Raw genomic sequence first — 17,331 nt, forward strand, 5'->3', positions numbered from 1 at the left:
GGCCGCCGGCGCGCGCGGCACGTCTTACCCCGATTTCCGCCCCACATCATGAATACCGCCTACCGCAAACCCCTGCCCGGCACGTCGCTGGACTTCTTCGACGCGCGTGCCGCGGTCGAAGCGATCGCCCCCGGCGCGTACGACACGCTGCCGTACACGTCGCGCGTGCTCGCCGAAAACCTCGTGCGCCGCTGCGATCCGGCAATCCTCGCCGATTCGCTGAAGCAGATCATCGAGCGCAAGCGCGAACGCGACTTCCCGTGGTTCCCGGCGCGCGTGGTGTGCCACGACATCCTCGGCCAGACGGCGCTCGTCGACCTCGCGGGCCTGCGCGACGCGATCGCCGAGCGCGGCGGCGACCCGGCGAAGGTGAACCCGGTCGTGCCCGTGCAGCTGATCGTCGACCACTCGCTCGCCGTCGAGTGCGGCGGCTTCGATCCGGACGCGTTCGCGAAGAACCGCGCGATCGAGGATCGCCGCAACGAGGATCGTTTCCACTTCATCGAATGGACCAAGCAGTCGTTCGAGAACGTCGACGTGATCCCGCCGGGCAACGGCATCATGCACCAGATCAACCTGGAGAAGATGTCGCCGGTGATTCAGGTGCAGGACGGCGTGGCGTATCCGGACACCTGCGTCGGCACCGACAGCCACACGCCGCACGTCGATGCGCTCGGCGTGATCGCGATCGGCGTGGGCGGGCTGGAGGCGGAGAACGTGATGCTCGGCCGCGCATCGTGGATGCGCCTGCCCGACATCGTCGGCGTCGAACTGACCGGCAAGCGCCAGCCCGGCATCACCGCGACCGACATCGTGCTCGCGCTGACCGAATTCCTGCGCAAGGAAAAGGTGGTCGGCGCGTACCTGGAATTTCGCGGTGCGGGCGCGGCGAGCCTCACGCTCGGCGACCGCGCGACGATCTCGAACATGGCGCCCGAATACGGCGCGACGGCCGCGATGTTCTTCATCGACGGCCAGACGACCGACTACCTGCGCCTCACCGGCCGCAGCGACGAGCAGGTGAAGCTCGTCGAGACCTATGCGAAGGCGGCGGGCCTGTGGGCCGACACGCTGAACGGCGCGCAGTACGAGCGCACGCTGACGTTCGACCTGTCGAGCGTGGTGCGCAACATGGCCGGCCCGTCGAACCCGCACAAGCGGCTGCCGACGTCCGACCTCGCCGCGCGCGGCATCGCCGGCCAGTGGGAGGAGAAGGCGGGCGAGATGCCCGACGGCGCGGTGATCATCGCCGCGATCACGAGCTGCACGAACACCAGCAACCCGCGCAACGTGATCGCTGCGGCGCTGCTCGCACGCAACGCGAACGCGAAGGGCCTGACGCGCAAGCCGTGGGTGAAGAGCTCGCTCGCGCCGGGCTCGAAGGCGGTCGAGCTGTATCTGGAAGAAGCGAACCTGCTGCCGGAACTCGAGAAGCTCGGCTTCGGCATCGTCGCGTTCGCGTGCACGACCTGCAACGGGATGTCGGGCGCGCTCGATCCGAAGATCCAGCAGGAGATCGTCGATCGCGACCTGTACGCGACCGCCGTGCTGTCCGGCAACCGCAACTTCGACGGCCGCATCCATCCGTATGCGAAGCAGGCGTTTCTCGCGTCGCCGCCGCTCGTCGTCGCGTATGCCATCGCCGGCACGATTCGCTTCGACATCGAGAAGGACGTGCTCGGCCACGATCAGGACGGCAAGCCCGTCACGCTGAAGGACATCTGGCCGACCGACGAGGAGATCGACGCGATCGTCGCATCGAGCGTGAAGCCCGAGCAGTTCCGCAAGGTCTACGAACCGATGTTCGCGCGCAGCGCGGATGCGGGCGAGCGTGCGGCGCCGCTGTACGACTGGCGTCCGCAAAGCACGTACATTCGCCGTCCGCCTTACTGGGAAGGCGCGCTGGCCGGCGAGCGCACGCTCAAGGGCATGCGCCCGCTCGCGGTGCTCGGCGACAACATCACGACCGACCACCTGTCGCCGTCGAACGCGATCCTCGCGAACAGCGCGGCCGGCGAATACCTCGCGAAGATGGGCCTGCCGGAAGAAGACTTCAACTCGTACGCGACGCACCGGGGAGACCACCTCACAGCGCAGCGCGCGACGTTCGCGAATCCGACGCTCGTCAACGAGATGGCGGTGGTCGACGGCGTGGTGAAGAAGGGCTCGCTCGCGCGTGTGGAGCCGGAAGGCAAGGTCATGCGGATGTGGGAAGCGATCGAGACGTACATGAATCGCAAGCAGCCGCTGATCGTCGTCGCCGGCGCCGACTACGGCCAGGGTTCGTCGCGCGACTGGGCCGCGAAGGGTGTGCGGCTCGCGGGCGTGGAGGCGATCGTCGCCGAGGGCTTCGAGCGGATCCACCGCACGAACCTGATCGGGATGGGCGTGCTGCCGCTCGAGTTCAAGCCGGGCACGAACCGGACGACGCTCGGCATCGATGGCACCGAGACCTTCGACGTGGTCGGCGCGCGCACGCCGCGCGCGGACCTCACGCTCGTGATCCATCGGAAGAACGGCGAGCGCGTCGAGGTGCCGGTGACGTGCCGGCTCGATACGGCGGAGGAAGTGTCGATCTACGACGCGGGCGGCGTGCTGCAGCGTTTCGCGCAGGACTTCCTCGAATCGTCGCAGGCTGCCTGACCGGGTCACACAGGGACAACGCAAACATGGCTCACATTCCACAAATCAGGATTCCGGCGACGTATATCCGCGGCGGCACCAGCAAGGGCGTGTTCTTCCGGCTGCAGGATCTGCCGGACGCCGCGCAGGCGCCGGGCGCCGCACGCGACGCGCTGCTGCTGCGCGTGATCGGCAGCCCCGATCCGTATGGCAAGCAGATCGACGGGATGGGTGGTGCGACGTCGTCGACCAGCAAGACGGTGATCGTGTCGAAGAGCACGCGGCCCGGTCACGACGTCGACTACCTGTTCGGGCAGGTCTCGATCGACCGCGCGTTCGTCGACTGGACCGGCAACTGCGGCAACCTGTCGGCGGCCGTCGGGCCGTTCGCGATCAGCGGCGGTCTCGTCGATGCGTCGCGCGTGCCGCGCGACGGCATCGCGACCGTGCGTATCTGGCAGGCGAACATCGGCAAGACGATCGTCGCGCACGTGCCGATCACGAACGGCGCGGTGCAGGAGACGGGCGATTTCGAGCTGGACGGCGTCACGTTTCCGGCCGCCGAAGTGCAGCTCGAGTTCATGGACCCGGCCGCCGAGGAAGAAGGCTCGGGCGGCTCGATGTTCCCGACCGGCAACCTCGTCGACGACCTCGCCGTGCCGGGCATCGGCACGCTGAAGGCGACCATGATCAACGCGGGGATTCCGACCATCTTCGTCGAGGCCGAGGCGATCGGCTACACGGGCACGGAGCTGCAGGACGCGATCAACGGCGACCCGAAGGCGCTCGAGAAGTTCGAGACGATCCGCGCGCATGGCGCGCTGCGCATGGGCCTGATCGACACGCTCGACGAGATCGCGACGCGTCAGCACACGCCCAAGGTCGCGTTCGTCGCGAAGCCGGCCGACTATGTCGCGTCGAGCGGCAAGCGCGTGAATGCCGGTGACGTCGACCTGCTGGTGCGGGCGATGTCGATGGGCAAGCTGCACCACGCGATGATGGGCACGGCGGCGGTCGCGATCGGCACGGCAGCGGCGATTCCCGGCACGCTCGTCAATCTGGCGGCGGGCGGCGGTGAACGCAACGCGGTGCGCTTCGGTCATCCGTCGGGCACGCTGCGCGTCGGCGCGGAGGCGCGGCTCGAGAACGGCGAGTGGACCGTTACCAAGGCGATCATGAGCCGCAGTGCGCGCGTGCTGATGGAAGGCTGGGTGAGGGTGCCGGGCGACGCGTTCTGAGCGTTGGCGGTTTCAGCAGTGCGGACGCGGGCGGCTTCGGCCGCCCGCGTCGTTTTCGTCATCCGTGCAGGAAGCGGCGCAGTGCGTCGTGGCTGAGGCGGCGTGCGGCTTCGGACACGCGCGCACCGGGCACGATGTCGAAACCGTGCACGCCCCCGGGCAGCACGTGCAGTTCGGTCGGCACGCCCGCGCGCAGCAGGCGCTGCGCGTAGTCGAGATTTTCGTCAAGGAACAGGTCGAGCGAGCCGATCGACAGGAACGTGGGCGGCAGGCCGTCGAGCCGTGTTGCGCGTGCGGCGGCGGCGTACGGCGACACGCCGTCGATGCCCGGCGCGTGACCGAGCAGCGAGGTCCAGCCGAACCGGTTGTTGGCCGCATGCCAGACAAACTCGCCGGCATGTGGATGCGGTGCGCGCGTGCAGGTGCGATCGTCGAGCATCGGATAGATCAGATGCTGGAACGCGAGCCGGTATTCGTTGCGGTCGCGGGCCAGCAACGCCAGTGCGGCGGCGAGCCCGCCGCCCGCGCTCTCGCCTGCCACGCCGATTCGCGATGCGTCGAGGCCGAGCGCATCGGCTTCGCGGAAGACCCACGCGAGCGCCGCGTAGCAGTCCTCGATCGCGCCGGGAAACACGGTTTCCGGCGCGAGGCGGTAGTCGATCGAGATCAGTGCGCAGCCGAGCTGCGTCACGAGCGACCGGTGCACCGCTTCGAGATCCTTCGCCGCACCGCGCACGTAGCCGCCGCCGTGCATGTGGACGATCGCCGGGAGCGGGCGCGTGCCGGCCTCGGGCCGGTAGACGAGGACCGGCACGTCCGGCGCGCCGGCCGGGCCGGGCACCTGGCGGTGTTCGAGCGTGCTGCCGACGAGGTCGGGCGGCGGCAGCGGCAGCACGCGTTCGCGCGACTGCGCGAGGTTGTCGGCGCTGAGCGTGACGGTCGGCCAGATCCTGAGCAGCGGGCGGATTTCAGGATCGACGAGATGCAGGGTATTCAACGCGCGGCTCCATCGTGGAGTTGGGCTGCGCGGTCACAGTACGCTGCGTGCGACGACCCAACGGTGTACCTCGGAAGGGCCCTCGAAGATGCGCATCAAGCGCGCTTCGCTGGCCATCTGCTGCAACGGCATTTCCTTCGTCATGCCCATCGCGCCGAGCGTCTGCATCGCATGGTCGATGACGCTCGACGCCATTTCGGTCGCGAACACCTTGACCATCGAAATCTGCGTTCGCGCGTCCTGCCCGGCATCCACGCGTGCGGCCGCTTCGTAGGTCATCAGGCGGCACGCGTGGATTTGCGTCAGCGCATCGGCGACCCACCACTGGATCGCCTGCCGATCCGCGAGCGGCACGCCGAAGGTCGTGCGCTGTTTCGCATGGTCGCACAACATCGCGACCGCGCGCTCGGCCCGCCCGATGCACCACGCGGCCATCTCCAGCCGGCGGTTCGCGAGCCGTGCCTGCATCGGCGCGAACCCGGCGCCTTCCCGGCCCAGCAGTTGCGCGCCGGGAAGGCGACAGTCTTCCAGCACGATTTCGTACGTGGCCAGCCCGCCGATCATCGGAATCCGGCGTTCGATGACGAAGCCCGGCGTGTCGCGCTCGACGATGAACGCCGACATGCCGCCGCGCTTGCCCTTGCTGCGGTCGGTGAGCGCCATCACGATCGTCCAGTCGGCTTCGGGCGCATGGCTGATCCAGATCTTTCGACCGTTCAGCACCCAGCTGTCGCCGTCCCGCACGGCCGTCGTGGACAACGCGCCCGGGTCGGAGCCGGCACCCGGCTCGGAGATCGCCATCGCGGCGCGCGTTTCGCCGCGTGCGTACGGGTCGAGATAGCGCGCGCGCTGCGCGTCGTCGGCCACTTCGCACAGCATCCGCAGATTTGGCGAATCGGGCGGCAGGATGTACGGGGTGACGGTCGTGCCGATCGCTTCGTTCACGCCGACCATCGCGACGGCCGGCAGGTCGGCGCCGCCCGCGTCGGGCGGCGCGTCGAGCCCCCACAGGCCGAGCTGCCGGGAGCGTTCGTCGAGGTGCGCGCGTTCGTCGTCGAGCAGCCCGAAGCGCTGGCCGTCGGCCTCGCGCGCCATCACGGCCGCTTCGAGCGGAATCAGCTCGTCCTTCACGAAGCGTGCGACGAGGTCGCGGATCATCCGGTGATCGAGTTCGAGTTCGAAATTCATGAGAATCGATGAGGGTGAGGAAGGAGATGGCGATGCGGTCAGCCCGCATCCTGACGAGCCGCTGCGCCGCCGCGCAGCGTGCCGAGCAACGCGATGGCGCCGGCCGCGAGCAGCGCGGCGTTGAAATAGAGCCCGCCGCGCATCGATCCGGTGGCCGTGTTGAGAACGCCCATCAGGAACGGGCTCGCGAATCCGCCGATCGCGCCGGACATCGTGATCGCCGCGATCGCTACCGCCATCGCGCGCTTCGGCAGCGCGAGCCCCGGCAGCACCCAGAACGCCGGTAGCGCGGCGGCGTGCGTGGCGACCGCGATGCACAGCGCGATCACCAACTGCGGCGTGCCCGCGACGCTCGCGAGCCCGGCGAGCGCCGCTGCGCATGCGAGCATCGCGACCGCACCGTGCCCGCGCCATTCGCGCCGGCGTGCGGTGCGCCAGCCCATCCCGAGCATCCCGACGATGCCGCACAGGTAAGGCAGCGCGGACAGCAGCCCGATCTGCATCGCGCCATGCAGGCCGCCGCGATGCAGGATCACGGGCATCCAGAACACCAGCGCATAGCCGGCGGCCGCGATCGCGAAATTGGCCGCGCACAGCAGCCAGAAATCGCGGTGTGCGAGCAGCGGCCGCGCCGCGTGCGCGTTCGGCGTGCCGGCTTCGGCTTGCGTGTGCGCGGCGCGCAGCGCGGCCTTGTCGGCGTCCGACAGCCAGCGCGCGTCGTCCGGCCGGTCGTCGAGAAAGCGCAGTGCGACGAGGCCGAGCATGCTGCTCGGCAGCCCTTCGACGAGGAACAGCCATTGCCAGCCGCTCAGGCCGGCGGCGCCGTCGAAGTACGACAGAATCGCGCCCGACACGGGGCCGGCGATCAGCCCCGCGAGATACAGCGCGGTCATGAAGAGCGCGAACGCTTTCGCGCGCTGCCGCGGCGGATACCACGCGCCGAGATAGAACAGGATGCCGGGGAAGAAACCGGCCTCGAACACGCCGAGCAGGAAGCGACACGCGTAGAACTGCGCGGGTGTCGTGACGAACATCGTCGCGGCCGAGCCGAGCCCCCACAGCACCATGATTCGCGCGATCGTCTTGCGTGCGCCGATCCGTGCAAGCAGCGCGTTGCTCGGAATCTCGAACGCCATGTAGCCGAGGAAGAAGATGCCCGCGCCGAGCCCGTAGACGGCGTCGGAGAAGTGCAGCTCGGCCGCCATCTGCGCGTGCGCGAAGCCGATGTTGATCCGGTCGATGAACGACAGCGTGTAGCAGAGGATCAGGAACGGCAGCAGCCGGCGCGAGATCCGGCGGTAGAGCGCCGGCGTCGCGCCTTCGTCGACGGCGGTCGGTTGGGTCGAAAGGGTCGGGGTCATGGGCACTCCGTCAGAAGCGGTGAACGATGCCGAGCGCGAACACCTGCTCGGTGCCGGCAGGCTGCGGCTGCAGGCCGACGACGATGGTGTTGCGGGCGTCGCCGCCGTTCTTCATGTACAGGTAGCGCGCGTACAGCGACGTGCGCTTCGACAGCGGATGGTCGTAGCCGATGCCGAGCGCGGTCGCGTCGTTCGCCGAGCCTTTCACGTCGCGGCGCACGACCGACACGAGCACGCGATCGAGCGCGCCGACGTCGATCGACGCGCCGGCGCTCGCGGTCGAGAAGGCGGGCAGGTTCGCCGCCGTGCCGACGCCGTACAGAAACGCGGCGTACAGCTTGACGTGCGCGAACGCGTAGTTGGCCGCGAACACGTAGTGGCGGGTGGTCGATGGCGAGACGAGGACGGGCGACAGGTTGCCGGCCGACGTGTCGCCCTGGAAGCCGGCGCCGACGTAGAGCCCGCCGATCCGGTACTGAAGCCCCGCGCCGTAGTTGCGCCCGGCCTGCGCGGACAGCGCGTTCGGCGTCGGGAAGCCATACGTGGCCATCACGCGCAGGCCGTTCCAGGCGGGGCTCAGATACGACACCGCCTGGTTGAAGCGCGGAATCGGCGGCGTCGTGTTGCTGGTGATCGTGTCCGTCGACGTCGCGAGCAGCGCGAGCGGCGACAGCCGTTCGTTGAGTCCGAACGGATCGCCGTCGTACACGACGTAGAACGCGGGTGTGTATTGCCGGCCGAGCCGGAGGTCGCCGTAGCGCGTGTTCTGCAGTGACACGTACGCCTGCCGGTAGAACAGCGTGCCGCCCTGGAACGAGCCGTCCGCCGGCGAGAAGCCGCTTTCCAGTACGAACTTCGTCGACGTGCCGCCGCCGAGATCCTCGACGCCCGTCAGACCGAAGCGGCTCGTCGACGAGCCGCCGCCGCTTTGGCGCGCGCTCGACAGGCTGCCGATGCGATCGAATTCGACGTAGCTGTCGACGATCCCGTACAGCGTGACCGACGACGCGTGCGCCGATGTGGCGCACAGCACGCATGCGCCGACCAGGAATGCTTTCCGTTGCATGAAGGTTGTCTCCGTTCCATGTCTTGTTCGCGCGCCCGCGTTCTGGGAGCGGTTGCGCGCTTTGTCGTCTTGCTGCGTCGTGCTCAGCGCCCCTTGAACACCGGCTTGCGTTTCTCGAGGAACGCGCGGGCGCCCTCGATCCGGTCCTCGCTCGCATAGACGTCGGGGCCGACGTCCAGCCGCAGCGCGGCGGCCACCGGCAGCCCCAGGCTGCGCGTCGCGGTTTCCTTGATGCGGCGGATCGTGAGCGGCGCGTTCGCGGCGATCGTCTGCGCCAGCTCGCGTACGGTGTCGTCGAGTGCGGCGCCTGGCACGACGCGATTCAGCAAGCCGGCGCGCAGCGCGTCGTCGGCATCGAAGCGGCGACCCGTGAACAGCAGCTCCATTGCGATCGCACGCGGCAGCATGTGCGGCAGCAGCACGCTCGCGAAGTTCGCGCCCATGCCGACGCGCGCTTCGGGCAGCGCGAAATACGCGTGATCGGCGGCGATCCGCAGGTCGCACGCGAGCGCGATCTCGCAGCCGCCGCCGACGGCGTAGCCGTTGACGGCCGCGATGGTCGGCTTGCGCAGCTCCAGGATCAGTTCGTGCACGTTGCGTGCGAGCCCGCGCATCGGCTGCATCCCGCGGATCTCGGGGTCGCCGAGATCGATGCCCGCGCTGAACGCGCGTTCGCCCGCGCCGCGGATCACGATGACGCGGATCGACGGGTCGTCGTCGAGCGTGACGAGCTCGTTGCACAGCCGCCGGATCGACTCGGCCGACAGCGCGTTGGCGACGTGCGGACGATGGATCGTCAGCCATGCGATGCCGTTGTCGTCGTCGCGCAGGATCGACGGGGCGTCGTCGCCCGTCGGTGTGGAGAACGAGGCGGATGAGGTCATGACGCGCTCCCGGTGACGTCCGCACGCGTGTCGTGGAGTACGCCCGCTTGACGCAGCGCGTCCCGGCGCGCCGCGTCGATGCCGATCGCGTCGAGCACGGTGTCGGTGTCGGCGGCGAACGGCTGCGGCGGCCGTCGTATCGATCCGGGTGTGCGTGACAGCTTGGCGGGGATGCCCGCGCCGGTGTACGTGTCGGTGTCGACGAACATCGCGTTGCGCGCCGCCTGCGGGTGGCCGAACGCATCGGCCACGGTGTTCACCGGCCCCGTCGCGACGCCGGCGTGCATCAGCCGCTCGACGACCTCGTCCGCCTGCAGTTCGGCGGTCAGCTGGCCGAGCAGCGTGTCGAGCGCTTCGCGATGCGCGACGCGCTGCGCATTGGTCGCGAAGCGTGGATCGCGCGCCAGCTCGGGCACGCCGAGCGCGTCGACGAGCCGCGCGAACGTGCGGTTGTTGCCGGCGCCGGTCGCAACCGGCTTGTCCTTGCACGGATAGACGCCGTACGGCGCGATCGCGCCGTACACGTTGCCGGTCGCGACGGGCACGTCGCCGGTCGCCATCCAGCTCGTGCTGACCGGATGCAGCATCGACAGCGCGGTGCTGAACAGGTCGATGTCGACGTGCTGTCCGAGGCCGGAGCGCGTCCGCTCGACCAGCGCGATCAGGATGGTGGAGACGGCGCTCAGACCCGCCGCGTAATCGACGACCGGAAACGGCACCTTGAGCGGCATGCCGCCCGGCTCGCCGTTGATCGACATGAAGCCGGCGAGGCCCTGCGCGACCGCGTCGTAGCCCGGAAACCGCGCGAGCGGGCCGTCGGTGCCGTAGCCGGAGATCGAGCAGTGGACGAGGCGCGGGAAGCGCTCGCGCAGGCAGTCTTCGTAGCCGATGCCCCAGCGCTCCAGCGTGCCCTGCTTGAAATTGTCGATCAGCACGTCGGCCGTGTCGAGGAGGCGGAACAGCACGTCGCGCCCGCCGGGATGCGACAGGTCGAGTGCGAGATTGCGCTTGTTGCGGTTGAGCCCCCAGTAGTAACTGGAGATGCCGTTCGGCATCGCGGGGCCCCAGTCGCGCGTTTCGTCGCCCTGCGGCGGTTCGATCTTGATGACGTCCGCGCCGTGGTCGGCGAGGGTCTGCGCGCAGAACGGCCCCGCGTAGACGCGGCTCAGGTCCACCACGCGCACGCCTGCGAGGGCGCCTTCGTGACTGCTGCTCATGACGATGTTTCCTTCGATGTGGAGTTCGACGGGTCGCTATGCCCGCCTGCGATGCGTCGCGGATTCAACCGCGTGTGGCGAACAGCGCGTTCACCGCTTCGCGGTGTTCGGGCGTGGCGTGCGCGAACGCCTGGTACGACGCCGACAGGTCGAGCAGCGTGTCGAGGCTCGCGTGGCGGCTTTCTCGCAGCAGCCGCTTGGTCAGGCGCAGCGCGGTGCCCGAGTGACGGGCGATGCGGCCGGCCAGTTCATGTGCGTGCGCAAGGAGCGCGCCGTCGGGAACGACGCGGGACACGAGCCCGCAGCGCAGCGCCGCCTGCGCGTCCAGCGCGTCGCCGGTGAACGACATTTCCGCGGCGACGGCCGCGCCGACGATCTGCGGCAGGAACCACGCCCCACCGTCGCCGGGCACGAGGCCGAGGGCGATGAAGCTCTCGGCGAAGCGGGCGCGATCGGCGGCGATGCGGATGTCGCACATGCACGCGAGGTCGGTGCCGGCGCCGATGGCCGGGCCATTGACTGCCGCAATGGCCGGCACTTCGAGGCGCTGGAACGCGTGCGCGAGCCGCTGGATGCCGTGGCGATAGCGCATGCGGATCGCGGCAAGGTCGTGCGGGTCCGATTCCATCAACGCGCGCATCGCCTTCACGTTGCCGCCCGACGAGAACGTCGTGCCGGCGCCCGTCAGCACCAGCACGCGGACCGATTCGTCGCGGTTCGCGTCGTCGCAGCATTCGGTCAGTGCGTCGATTGCATCGGAATCCGAAATGGCGTTGCGTGTTTCCGGACGGTTCATCGTGACGGTCAGGATCGGTCCCTGCCGTTCACGGGTCAAAAAGGCTGTCATGGTGTCTCCGTGTGCTTTGTACCGCGGGACTTCACGCCGCGGGCCGAAGCCTAGTATCGTCACGATGGTTGGCGGCGGGAAATTCCGTTCCACATATGTGGAACGGGGCGCCCGGTGGCATGAGGAGACGGCGGGATGAGCGGAAACGTGGTCAAGAGCGCGGCGCGCGTGTTCGAGGTGCTGGAGCTGTTCAGCGCACTGCAGCGGCCGCTGAGCGTGCGCGAGATCGCCACGCGCTGCGGCTATCCGGGGTCGAGCGCGGCGGCGCTGCTGACCAGCATGAAGGCGCTCGGCTACCTCGCCTACGACGACGCAACCCATACGTATGCGCCCACGGCGCGGCTAGTCAATCTCGGCGAAGCGCTCGTCGATTCGACGGCGGGCAGCCGGCGGTACTGGCACGCCGTCGCAAAGCGGCTGGCGGTCCGCACGCGCGAGGCCGTCGTGATCGCGGTGCAGAGCGACCTGTACGTGCAGTACATCGACGCGGTCGAGGGTGCGCATACGCTTCCGATCCACTTCTACGCGCCGATCGGCACGCGTCGCGAGATCTGCATGTCGAGCCTCGGCTGGGCGCTGCTGAGCCTCCAGCCGGACAGCGCGATCCGCCGGCTCGTGTCGCGCAGCATCCGCCGGCTCGGCAAGTCGGGCCGGACGATCGACGAGGATGTCGTGCTCGACAAGGTCGAACAGACGCGCCGGTTCGGCTATTCCTATTCGGCGCATACGGTCACGCAGGGCGCCGCGATGATCTCGATGGTGATCGCGGACGCCTGGAACGGCCAGCCGCTCGCCATGGGCGTGGCCGGGCCGGCCGAGCGGATCGACGCGCAGCGCGAGGCGATCGTGCGCGCGATGCGGCAGGTGCTGGCCGGCCAGGGGCCGCACGCCGCGGGTTAGCCTGTCGCGGCCGGCGCGGGCAGGCATTCACATAGAATCAGAATCGGAAGGTTTCGTTGCCCCGAAGGTTTCGTTGCCCCTCTCCCGGCTGCATTTCAGCGAGGTCGCCATGTCATTGAACACGCCGCTTTCCGGCATCCACATCGTCGAATTCGAAGGTCTCGGCCCCGGCCCGCTCGCGGGCTGGATACTCGCCGGGATGGGCGCGCGGATCACGCTGATCGCGCGCCCGTCCGGCCGCACGAGCGCGCCGGATGCGCTGCGGGCCCGCGACGGCGACCTGCTGCGCGAAGGCAAGACGATCGTCGAACTCGACCTGAAAGCGCCCGCCGGCCGCGAAGCCGCGCTCGACCTGATCGCGCAGGCCGACGCGCTGATCGAGGGGCTGCGGCCGGGCGTGATGGAGCGGCTCGGCCTCGGGCCCGACGATTGCGCGCGCCGCAACCCGAAGCTCGTGTACGGACGGATGACCGGCTGGGGCCAGCATGGCCCGCTCGCGGCCGCGGCCGGGCACGACCTGAACTACGTCGCGCTGACGGGGCTGCTGTCGTTATCGGCGCCGAACGACGGCCGGCCGGGGTTGCCGCCGACCGTCGTCGGCGACGCAGGCGGCGCGCTCGGGCTCGCGTTCGGGATCGTCTGCGCGCTGTTCGACGTGCGCGGCGGCGGGGCGGGGCGCGTGGTCGACGGCGCGATCGTCGACATCGTGTCGATGCTCGGTTCGCTGGCATTGTGGGCGCGCGCGAACGGGCAACTCGACGGCGCGCAGCCGAGCCTCTTTCACGATGCGCCGTTCTACGACGTATATCGCTGCGCGGACGGCGAATGCGTGACGATCGGCGCGCTCGAGCCGCCGTTCTATGCGCTGCTGATCGAACGGCTCGGGCTCGCCGACGTCGATCCGGCGTCGCAATACGACCGCGCGCGCTGGCCCGCGCTGAAGGCGCGTTTCGCCGACGTGTTCGCGCAGCAGCCGTCCGCGCACTGGCGCGCGCTGCTCGAAGGCACCGACGCATGTTTCGCGCCGGTATTGAGCGTGGCCGACGCGGCGGCCCATCCGCACAACGCGGCGCGCGGGATCTACCGGACCGACGGGAACGGAAACGTGCGCGCGCGCGTGGCGCCGCGTTTCCTGCCGCTCACGGGCGGTGGGGCCGAGTAGGCGTGCCGGGCTTGACGGCTCGGGAGTGAATTCGGAATGGTTTGTATGGCACCTTGAATCGTACTAAATATGGTGCCAAATAAAGCACAATAGAAATTCAATCGAAACAGGAGCGGACATGCCCCACGGAGCTGAAGCGGAACCCGATGGGAACCGTTGCGGCGGGCGAGGGTTTCCCGGTCGCGATCCTGAATCACAACGAGCCTGCGTTCTATTGCATCCCGGCGAAGATCAAGCTGCGCGGTGTCGGCTATCGTCTCGTATACGAAGTGCGCGATGGGGAGGTCGTCGTACTGGTCGTCGCGAGCGCGATGCCGTCTATCATTGCTGTAATGAAACGCTAGCGCGATACGCGATACCCGTTGCGTGTTCGGCGTTCTCTCATCGACCTTGGGCCGGGCAGCCGCTCAGGCCGTTTCCTCCGGCATATCCGGCACCTTGCCGTCGCCGACGCGGTTGATCGTGCCTTGCGCGATCGCGACGAGCCGCTCGTGATCGCCGTCGATGACGAACACATGACACTGGCAGGTCGCCTGATGCCGGCCCGCATAGACGAGCTTCGCGCGGGCTACCAGCGTGCCGTTCACGGCGGGCCGCAGGTAGTTGATCTTGTATTCGGCGGTGATGACGCGCGGGCCGAGCACGAGCGCGCCTGCGAACGTCAGCGCGTTGTCGGCGAGGTAGCCGATCACGCCGCCGTGCACGAAGCCGTGCTGCTGCCGCAGTTCTTCCCGCACGGGCAGACACAGCGACACTTCGTTGTCGCCGATATGCATCAGCTCCGTGCCCAGCAGCATGCTGAACGGTTGCGCGCGCAATGCGCCGCGCGCGTGGTCCGTGATGTCCGTCATCGACTGCCCTCGCAATGCGTGTCCGCTTGCGCTGAACTCTAGGAAGGGGGCTGCGGATAAGCAAGGAAATTCGTCCGCATTTCGCACAATGGCCAGCGCGATGCGACGCGATTATTGCGCCGAATGCGCACATTGTTCTCGTTTGCTGGCGATTCGGCGGCAATGGCGGCGCTCGGCCGGCCGCTTCTCACCCGCATTCCTAAAGTCCGACGAAGAAATGCCGCTAATGCCGGGGCATTGCTCCATCGTCGCCTTTCCAGGAATCTCCCCCATGTTCGGAAAAATCAAGCTCGCGTCGGGTCTGCTCGGCGTGTTGACCGTGTTTTGCCTCTTTCTGTTCGCGATCGAGGCACTCGGCTTCTGGGCGCTCGCATCGACGCGCAGCGGCGTCGACGATCTGTCGAACGTCGCGATCGCGCAGGTCGACGCGGCCAGCCAGGCGACCGAGCACCTGCTCGACGCACGCGTGAACCTGTCGCGCGCGGGCACGCGGATGGTGCGCGGCGGCCCGAAGCCCGACGAGATCATCCGCCATGCCAGCGCGTCGCTCGCCGAAGCGGACAAGGCGTTCTCCGCACTGACGGCCGCGCAGGCCGTCGACGCGACGAACCGCGCGCGCGTGGCGGCGCTCGCCGAGCGCTATCGCGCGCTGCGCGGCGCGCTGGGCGAACTCGTGCAGTTCCTCGACGCCGACAACATCCAGGCGTTCCTCGACCAGCCGACACAGGGTTTCCAGGACGCGTACCTCGCCGAGCTGCACCGCTTCGCCGACTACGGTGCCGCGTCGAGCCGCGACGCGCTCGGCACGATCGATAGCGGGATTCAGTGGTTCAAGTGGGTCGGCATCGTGCTGCTGGTGGCGATGCTCGCGGCGAGCGCGGCGATTTACGCTGCCGCGCGGCGCGCGGTGGTCGCGCCGCTGGACGAAGCCGGCCGCCATTTCGAGCGCATCGCGCAGGGCCGGCTCGACGAAGCCGTGCGGGCAGGCGGCGTGTTCGAGATCGACCGGATGTTGCGCGGCCTCGCCGCGATGCAGGCGAGCATCGCTGACACCGTGCGCACCGTGCGTCACGCATCCGACGCGATCCACCTCGGCGCGGGCGAGATCGCCGGCGGCAACGCGGACCTGTCCGCGCGCACGGGCACCCAGGCCGCGTCGCTCGAGCAAACCGCCGCGAGCATGGAGGAACTGACCGCGACCGTCCGCCAGAACACCGACAGCGCGCGTGCGGCCAGCGCGCTGGCCGACGCGGCGCTCGACGCGACACGTCACGGCGGCGGCGTGGTCGACAGCGTGATCGACCGGATGCGCGCCATCGCTCAAAGCTCCGGGCGCATCGCGGAGATCATCTCGGTGATCGACGGCATCGCATTCCAGACCAACATCCTCGCGTTGAACGCGGCGGTCGAGGCCGCGCGGGCCGGCGAGCAGGGCCGCGGCTTCGCGGTGGTCGCGGGCGAAGTGCGCTCGCTCGCGCAGCGCAGCGCGCAATCGGCGAAGGAGATCAAGGCGCTGATCGAGGAGTCGGTCACGCAGATCGACGGCGGCTCGGAACTCGTCGAACGGGCCGGCGACGCGATGCGAACGGTATCGGCGTCGATCACGCGGGTCGTGCAGACCATGTCGGAGATCACGGCCGCGTCGGTCGAGCAGAGCGTCGGCATCGAGCAGGTCAATCAGGCGGTCACGCAGATGGACCAGTTGACGCAGCAGAACGCGGCGCTGGTGGAGGAAGTCGCGGCGGCGGCCGCGTCGCTGAACGACCAGACCGCGCACCTGATGCAGGCGGTGTCGGTGTTCGAACTGGGCGACGCGCGCGCGGCTCGCGGTGTTCGCGACGAGCGCGCGTCGTCGTCGTTTGCCGACGCCGGTTACGAAACGGCGGGCAGCGCCGCGTAAGCTGTCGCGAGGTGGTAGGGCGTCGTCGACGGCATGTCGGCGCGCGACACCTGCCCGTCGGCCGTCTTGCACTCGAACCAGCCGCGCGGATGCAGGAAGCGCGCGGCGAAGCGCTCGATCTGCTGCGCGAGCGGCGCGGAGGCCGGCGTGCCGCCGTGCATGGCGAGCGCGCGCAGGTATTCGGTCTGCGCCCAGATCCGTTGCGTGCCGTCGATGCATGCGCCTTGCGCGTCGACTGCCGCACACACGGCGCCCGTGCGCGGATCGATCCCGTGCTGCTCGGCGAACGCGAACGCGCGCGCGAGTGCGTCGGGGAGCCCGGTCTGCGCGAGACGCGCGCCGGCCGCATCGACCAGATAGAACCATTCGAATTGATGGCCGGGCTCGAAGCGGTTGTCGGTCGCCCCGAGCGGCAGTTCGGCGATGCAGCCGGTCGCCGTATCGACGAACGTGCGCTCGACGGCCTGCGCGGTGCGCACGAGCGCATCGTCGAACGCCGCGTCGCCGAACGCATCGGCGGCCGCAAGCCAAGCTTCGGTCAGGTGCATCAGCGGGTTCTGCAGCGCGCCGCTGCCCGATGACGAGAAATCGGCGTGACGCGCGGCGTCGAGCAGCGCGTCGCCCGGCTGCGGCGCGAAGCGGTCCTGGATCAGCGCGGCGGTGTCCTCGGCGACCGTGCGCGCCGCGGTGTCGCCCGACGCCGCATGCCATGCGGCGCACGCGAACACGACGAACGCATGCGTATAAAGGTCCTTGGTCGTGTCGAGCGGCGCGCCTTGCGCATCGACGCTGTAGAACCAGCCGCCGTGGCGCGGGTCGCGGAAGCGGCTGCACAGCGAGTCGAACAGCGTGGCCGCGTGCGCGGTGTGGCCGGCCTGCGCGAACACGAACAGTTGCCGCGCGCATGCCATTGCGCGATAACGGGTGACGGGCAGCGGTGCATGGGTGGCCGGATCGACGGCCTCGAACGGTAGCCGCAGCGTCTGGTCGAACCCTGAACCCTGCCAGATCGGCAGGATGACGTGCGCAAAATGGTCGCGCAATCGGGCGGCCTGGGCGGAAGCGGAATCGGGAACGGACATGGCGGGTTGAGCGCTT

The 17,331-nt window shown here is 69.1% G+C and carries 15 protein-coding genes; 6 read left to right on the plus strand and 9 right to left on the minus strand.

The annotated features are described in order from the left end of the window. The first annotated feature begins 48 nt into the window (after nucleotides 1–48). Both acnD and prpF read left to right on the plus strand, forming a co-directional pair. On the plus strand, nucleotides 49–2,643 hold the full coding sequence (gene acnD / locus WS75_RS09630) for a Fe/S-dependent 2-methylisocitrate dehydratase AcnD (RefSeq protein WP_059680266.1): 2,595 nt from the start codon (nucleotides 49–51) through the stop codon (nucleotides 2,641–2,643). Nucleotides 2,644–2,669: 26 nt separating this feature from the next. Continuing rightward, complete coding sequence (prpF, locus tag WS75_RS09635; protein WP_059680267.1) at nucleotides 2,670–3,860, plus strand: 2-methylaconitate cis-trans isomerase PrpF; 1,191 nt, start codon at nucleotides 2,670–2,672, stop codon at nucleotides 3,858–3,860. A 58-nt stretch (nucleotides 3,861–3,918) separates the two neighbouring features. Here prpF and WS75_RS09640 read toward each other — a convergent pair whose 3' ends face one another. From WS75_RS09640 to WS75_RS09670, 7 genes are all read right to left on the minus strand, one after another. Further along, nucleotides 3,919–4,857 (minus strand): alpha/beta hydrolase, encoded by a 939-nt coding sequence (locus WS75_RS09640; RefSeq protein WP_059680268.1) that lies wholly within the window; start codon nucleotides 4,855–4,857, stop codon nucleotides 3,919–3,921. A gap of 33 nt (nucleotides 4,858–4,890) precedes the next feature. Then, a complete protein-coding gene (locus WS75_RS09645; protein WP_059680269.1) occupies nucleotides 4,891–6,045 on the minus strand; it encodes an acyl-CoA dehydrogenase family protein in 1,155 nt (384 codons plus the stop codon). A gap of 38 nt (nucleotides 6,046–6,083) precedes the next feature. Then, entirely contained in the window at nucleotides 6,084–7,406 is a 1,323-nt protein-coding gene (locus WS75_RS09650) for an MFS transporter (RefSeq protein ID WP_059680270.1), read from the minus strand. Nucleotides 7,407–7,416: 10 nt separating this feature from the next. Continuing rightward, nucleotides 7,417–8,472, minus strand: a complete 1,056-nt coding sequence (locus WS75_RS09655) for a porin (RefSeq protein WP_059680271.1) — start codon at nucleotides 8,470–8,472, stop codon at nucleotides 7,417–7,419. 83 nt (nucleotides 8,473–8,555) lie between these two features. Next, nucleotides 8,556–9,356 carry an enoyl-CoA hydratase/isomerase family protein gene (locus WS75_RS09660; protein ID WP_082729547.1) on the minus strand — a complete coding sequence of 267 codons (801 nt, stop codon included), beginning with the start codon at nucleotides 9,354–9,356 and terminating at the stop codon, nucleotides 8,556–8,558. Then, nucleotides 9,353–10,573 (minus strand): CaiB/BaiF CoA transferase family protein, encoded by a 1,221-nt coding sequence (locus WS75_RS09665; protein WP_059680272.1) that lies wholly within the window; start codon nucleotides 10,571–10,573, stop codon nucleotides 9,353–9,355. The genes WS75_RS09660 and WS75_RS09665 overlap by 4 nt, the downstream gene beginning before the upstream one ends. Nucleotides 10,574–10,637: 64 nt before the next feature. Further along, entirely contained in the window at nucleotides 10,638–11,420 is a 783-nt protein-coding gene (locus tag WS75_RS09670; protein ID WP_059680273.1) for a crotonase/enoyl-CoA hydratase family protein, read from the minus strand. Between the two features lie 135 nt (nucleotides 11,421–11,555). Between WS75_RS09670 and WS75_RS09675 the strand changes: the two genes are divergently transcribed. The 3 genes from WS75_RS09675 to WS75_RS09685 all read left to right on the plus strand — a co-directional run bounded on the left by WS75_RS09675 (nucleotide 11,556) and on the right by WS75_RS09685 (nucleotide 13,826). After that, nucleotides 11,556–12,320, plus strand: coding sequence for an IclR family transcriptional regulator (locus WS75_RS09675; protein ID WP_059680274.1), 765 nt, complete (start codon nucleotides 11,556–11,558; stop codon nucleotides 12,318–12,320). A gap of 109 nt (nucleotides 12,321–12,429) precedes the next feature. Continuing rightward, nucleotides 12,430–13,482, plus strand: a complete 1,053-nt coding sequence (locus WS75_RS09680; RefSeq protein ID WP_059680275.1) for a CaiB/BaiF CoA transferase family protein — start codon at nucleotides 12,430–12,432, stop codon at nucleotides 13,480–13,482. 146 nt (nucleotides 13,483–13,628) lie between these two features. Beyond that, nucleotides 13,629–13,826 (plus strand): hypothetical protein, encoded by a 198-nt coding sequence (locus tag WS75_RS09685; protein WP_059680276.1) that lies wholly within the window; start codon nucleotides 13,629–13,631, stop codon nucleotides 13,824–13,826. 63 nt (nucleotides 13,827–13,889) lie between these two features. Here WS75_RS09685 and WS75_RS09690 read toward each other — a convergent pair whose 3' ends face one another. Beyond that, entirely contained in the window at nucleotides 13,890–14,333 is a 444-nt protein-coding gene (locus WS75_RS09690; protein WP_059680277.1) for a PaaI family thioesterase, read from the minus strand. Between the two features lie 271 nt (nucleotides 14,334–14,604). On the opposite strand from WS75_RS09690, the gene WS75_RS09695 reads away from it, so the two are divergent. Then, nucleotides 14,605–16,233 (plus strand): methyl-accepting chemotaxis protein, encoded by a 1,629-nt coding sequence (locus WS75_RS09695; protein WP_059680278.1) that lies wholly within the window; start codon nucleotides 14,605–14,607, stop codon nucleotides 16,231–16,233. Here WS75_RS09695 and WS75_RS09700 read toward each other — a convergent pair. Next, on the minus strand, nucleotides 16,206–17,315 hold the full coding sequence (locus tag WS75_RS09700) for an AGE family epimerase/isomerase (RefSeq protein ID WP_059680279.1): 1,110 nt from the start codon (nucleotides 17,313–17,315) through the stop codon (nucleotides 16,206–16,208). The genes WS75_RS09695 and WS75_RS09700 overlap by 28 nt on opposite strands. Nucleotides 17,316–17,331 lie beyond the last annotated feature (16 nt).

Source organism: Burkholderia sp. FL-7-2-10-S1-D7 (assembly GCF_001524185.1).
GTDB classification, from domain to species: Bacteria; Pseudomonadota; Gammaproteobacteria; order Burkholderiales; family Burkholderiaceae; genus Burkholderia; species Burkholderia diffusa.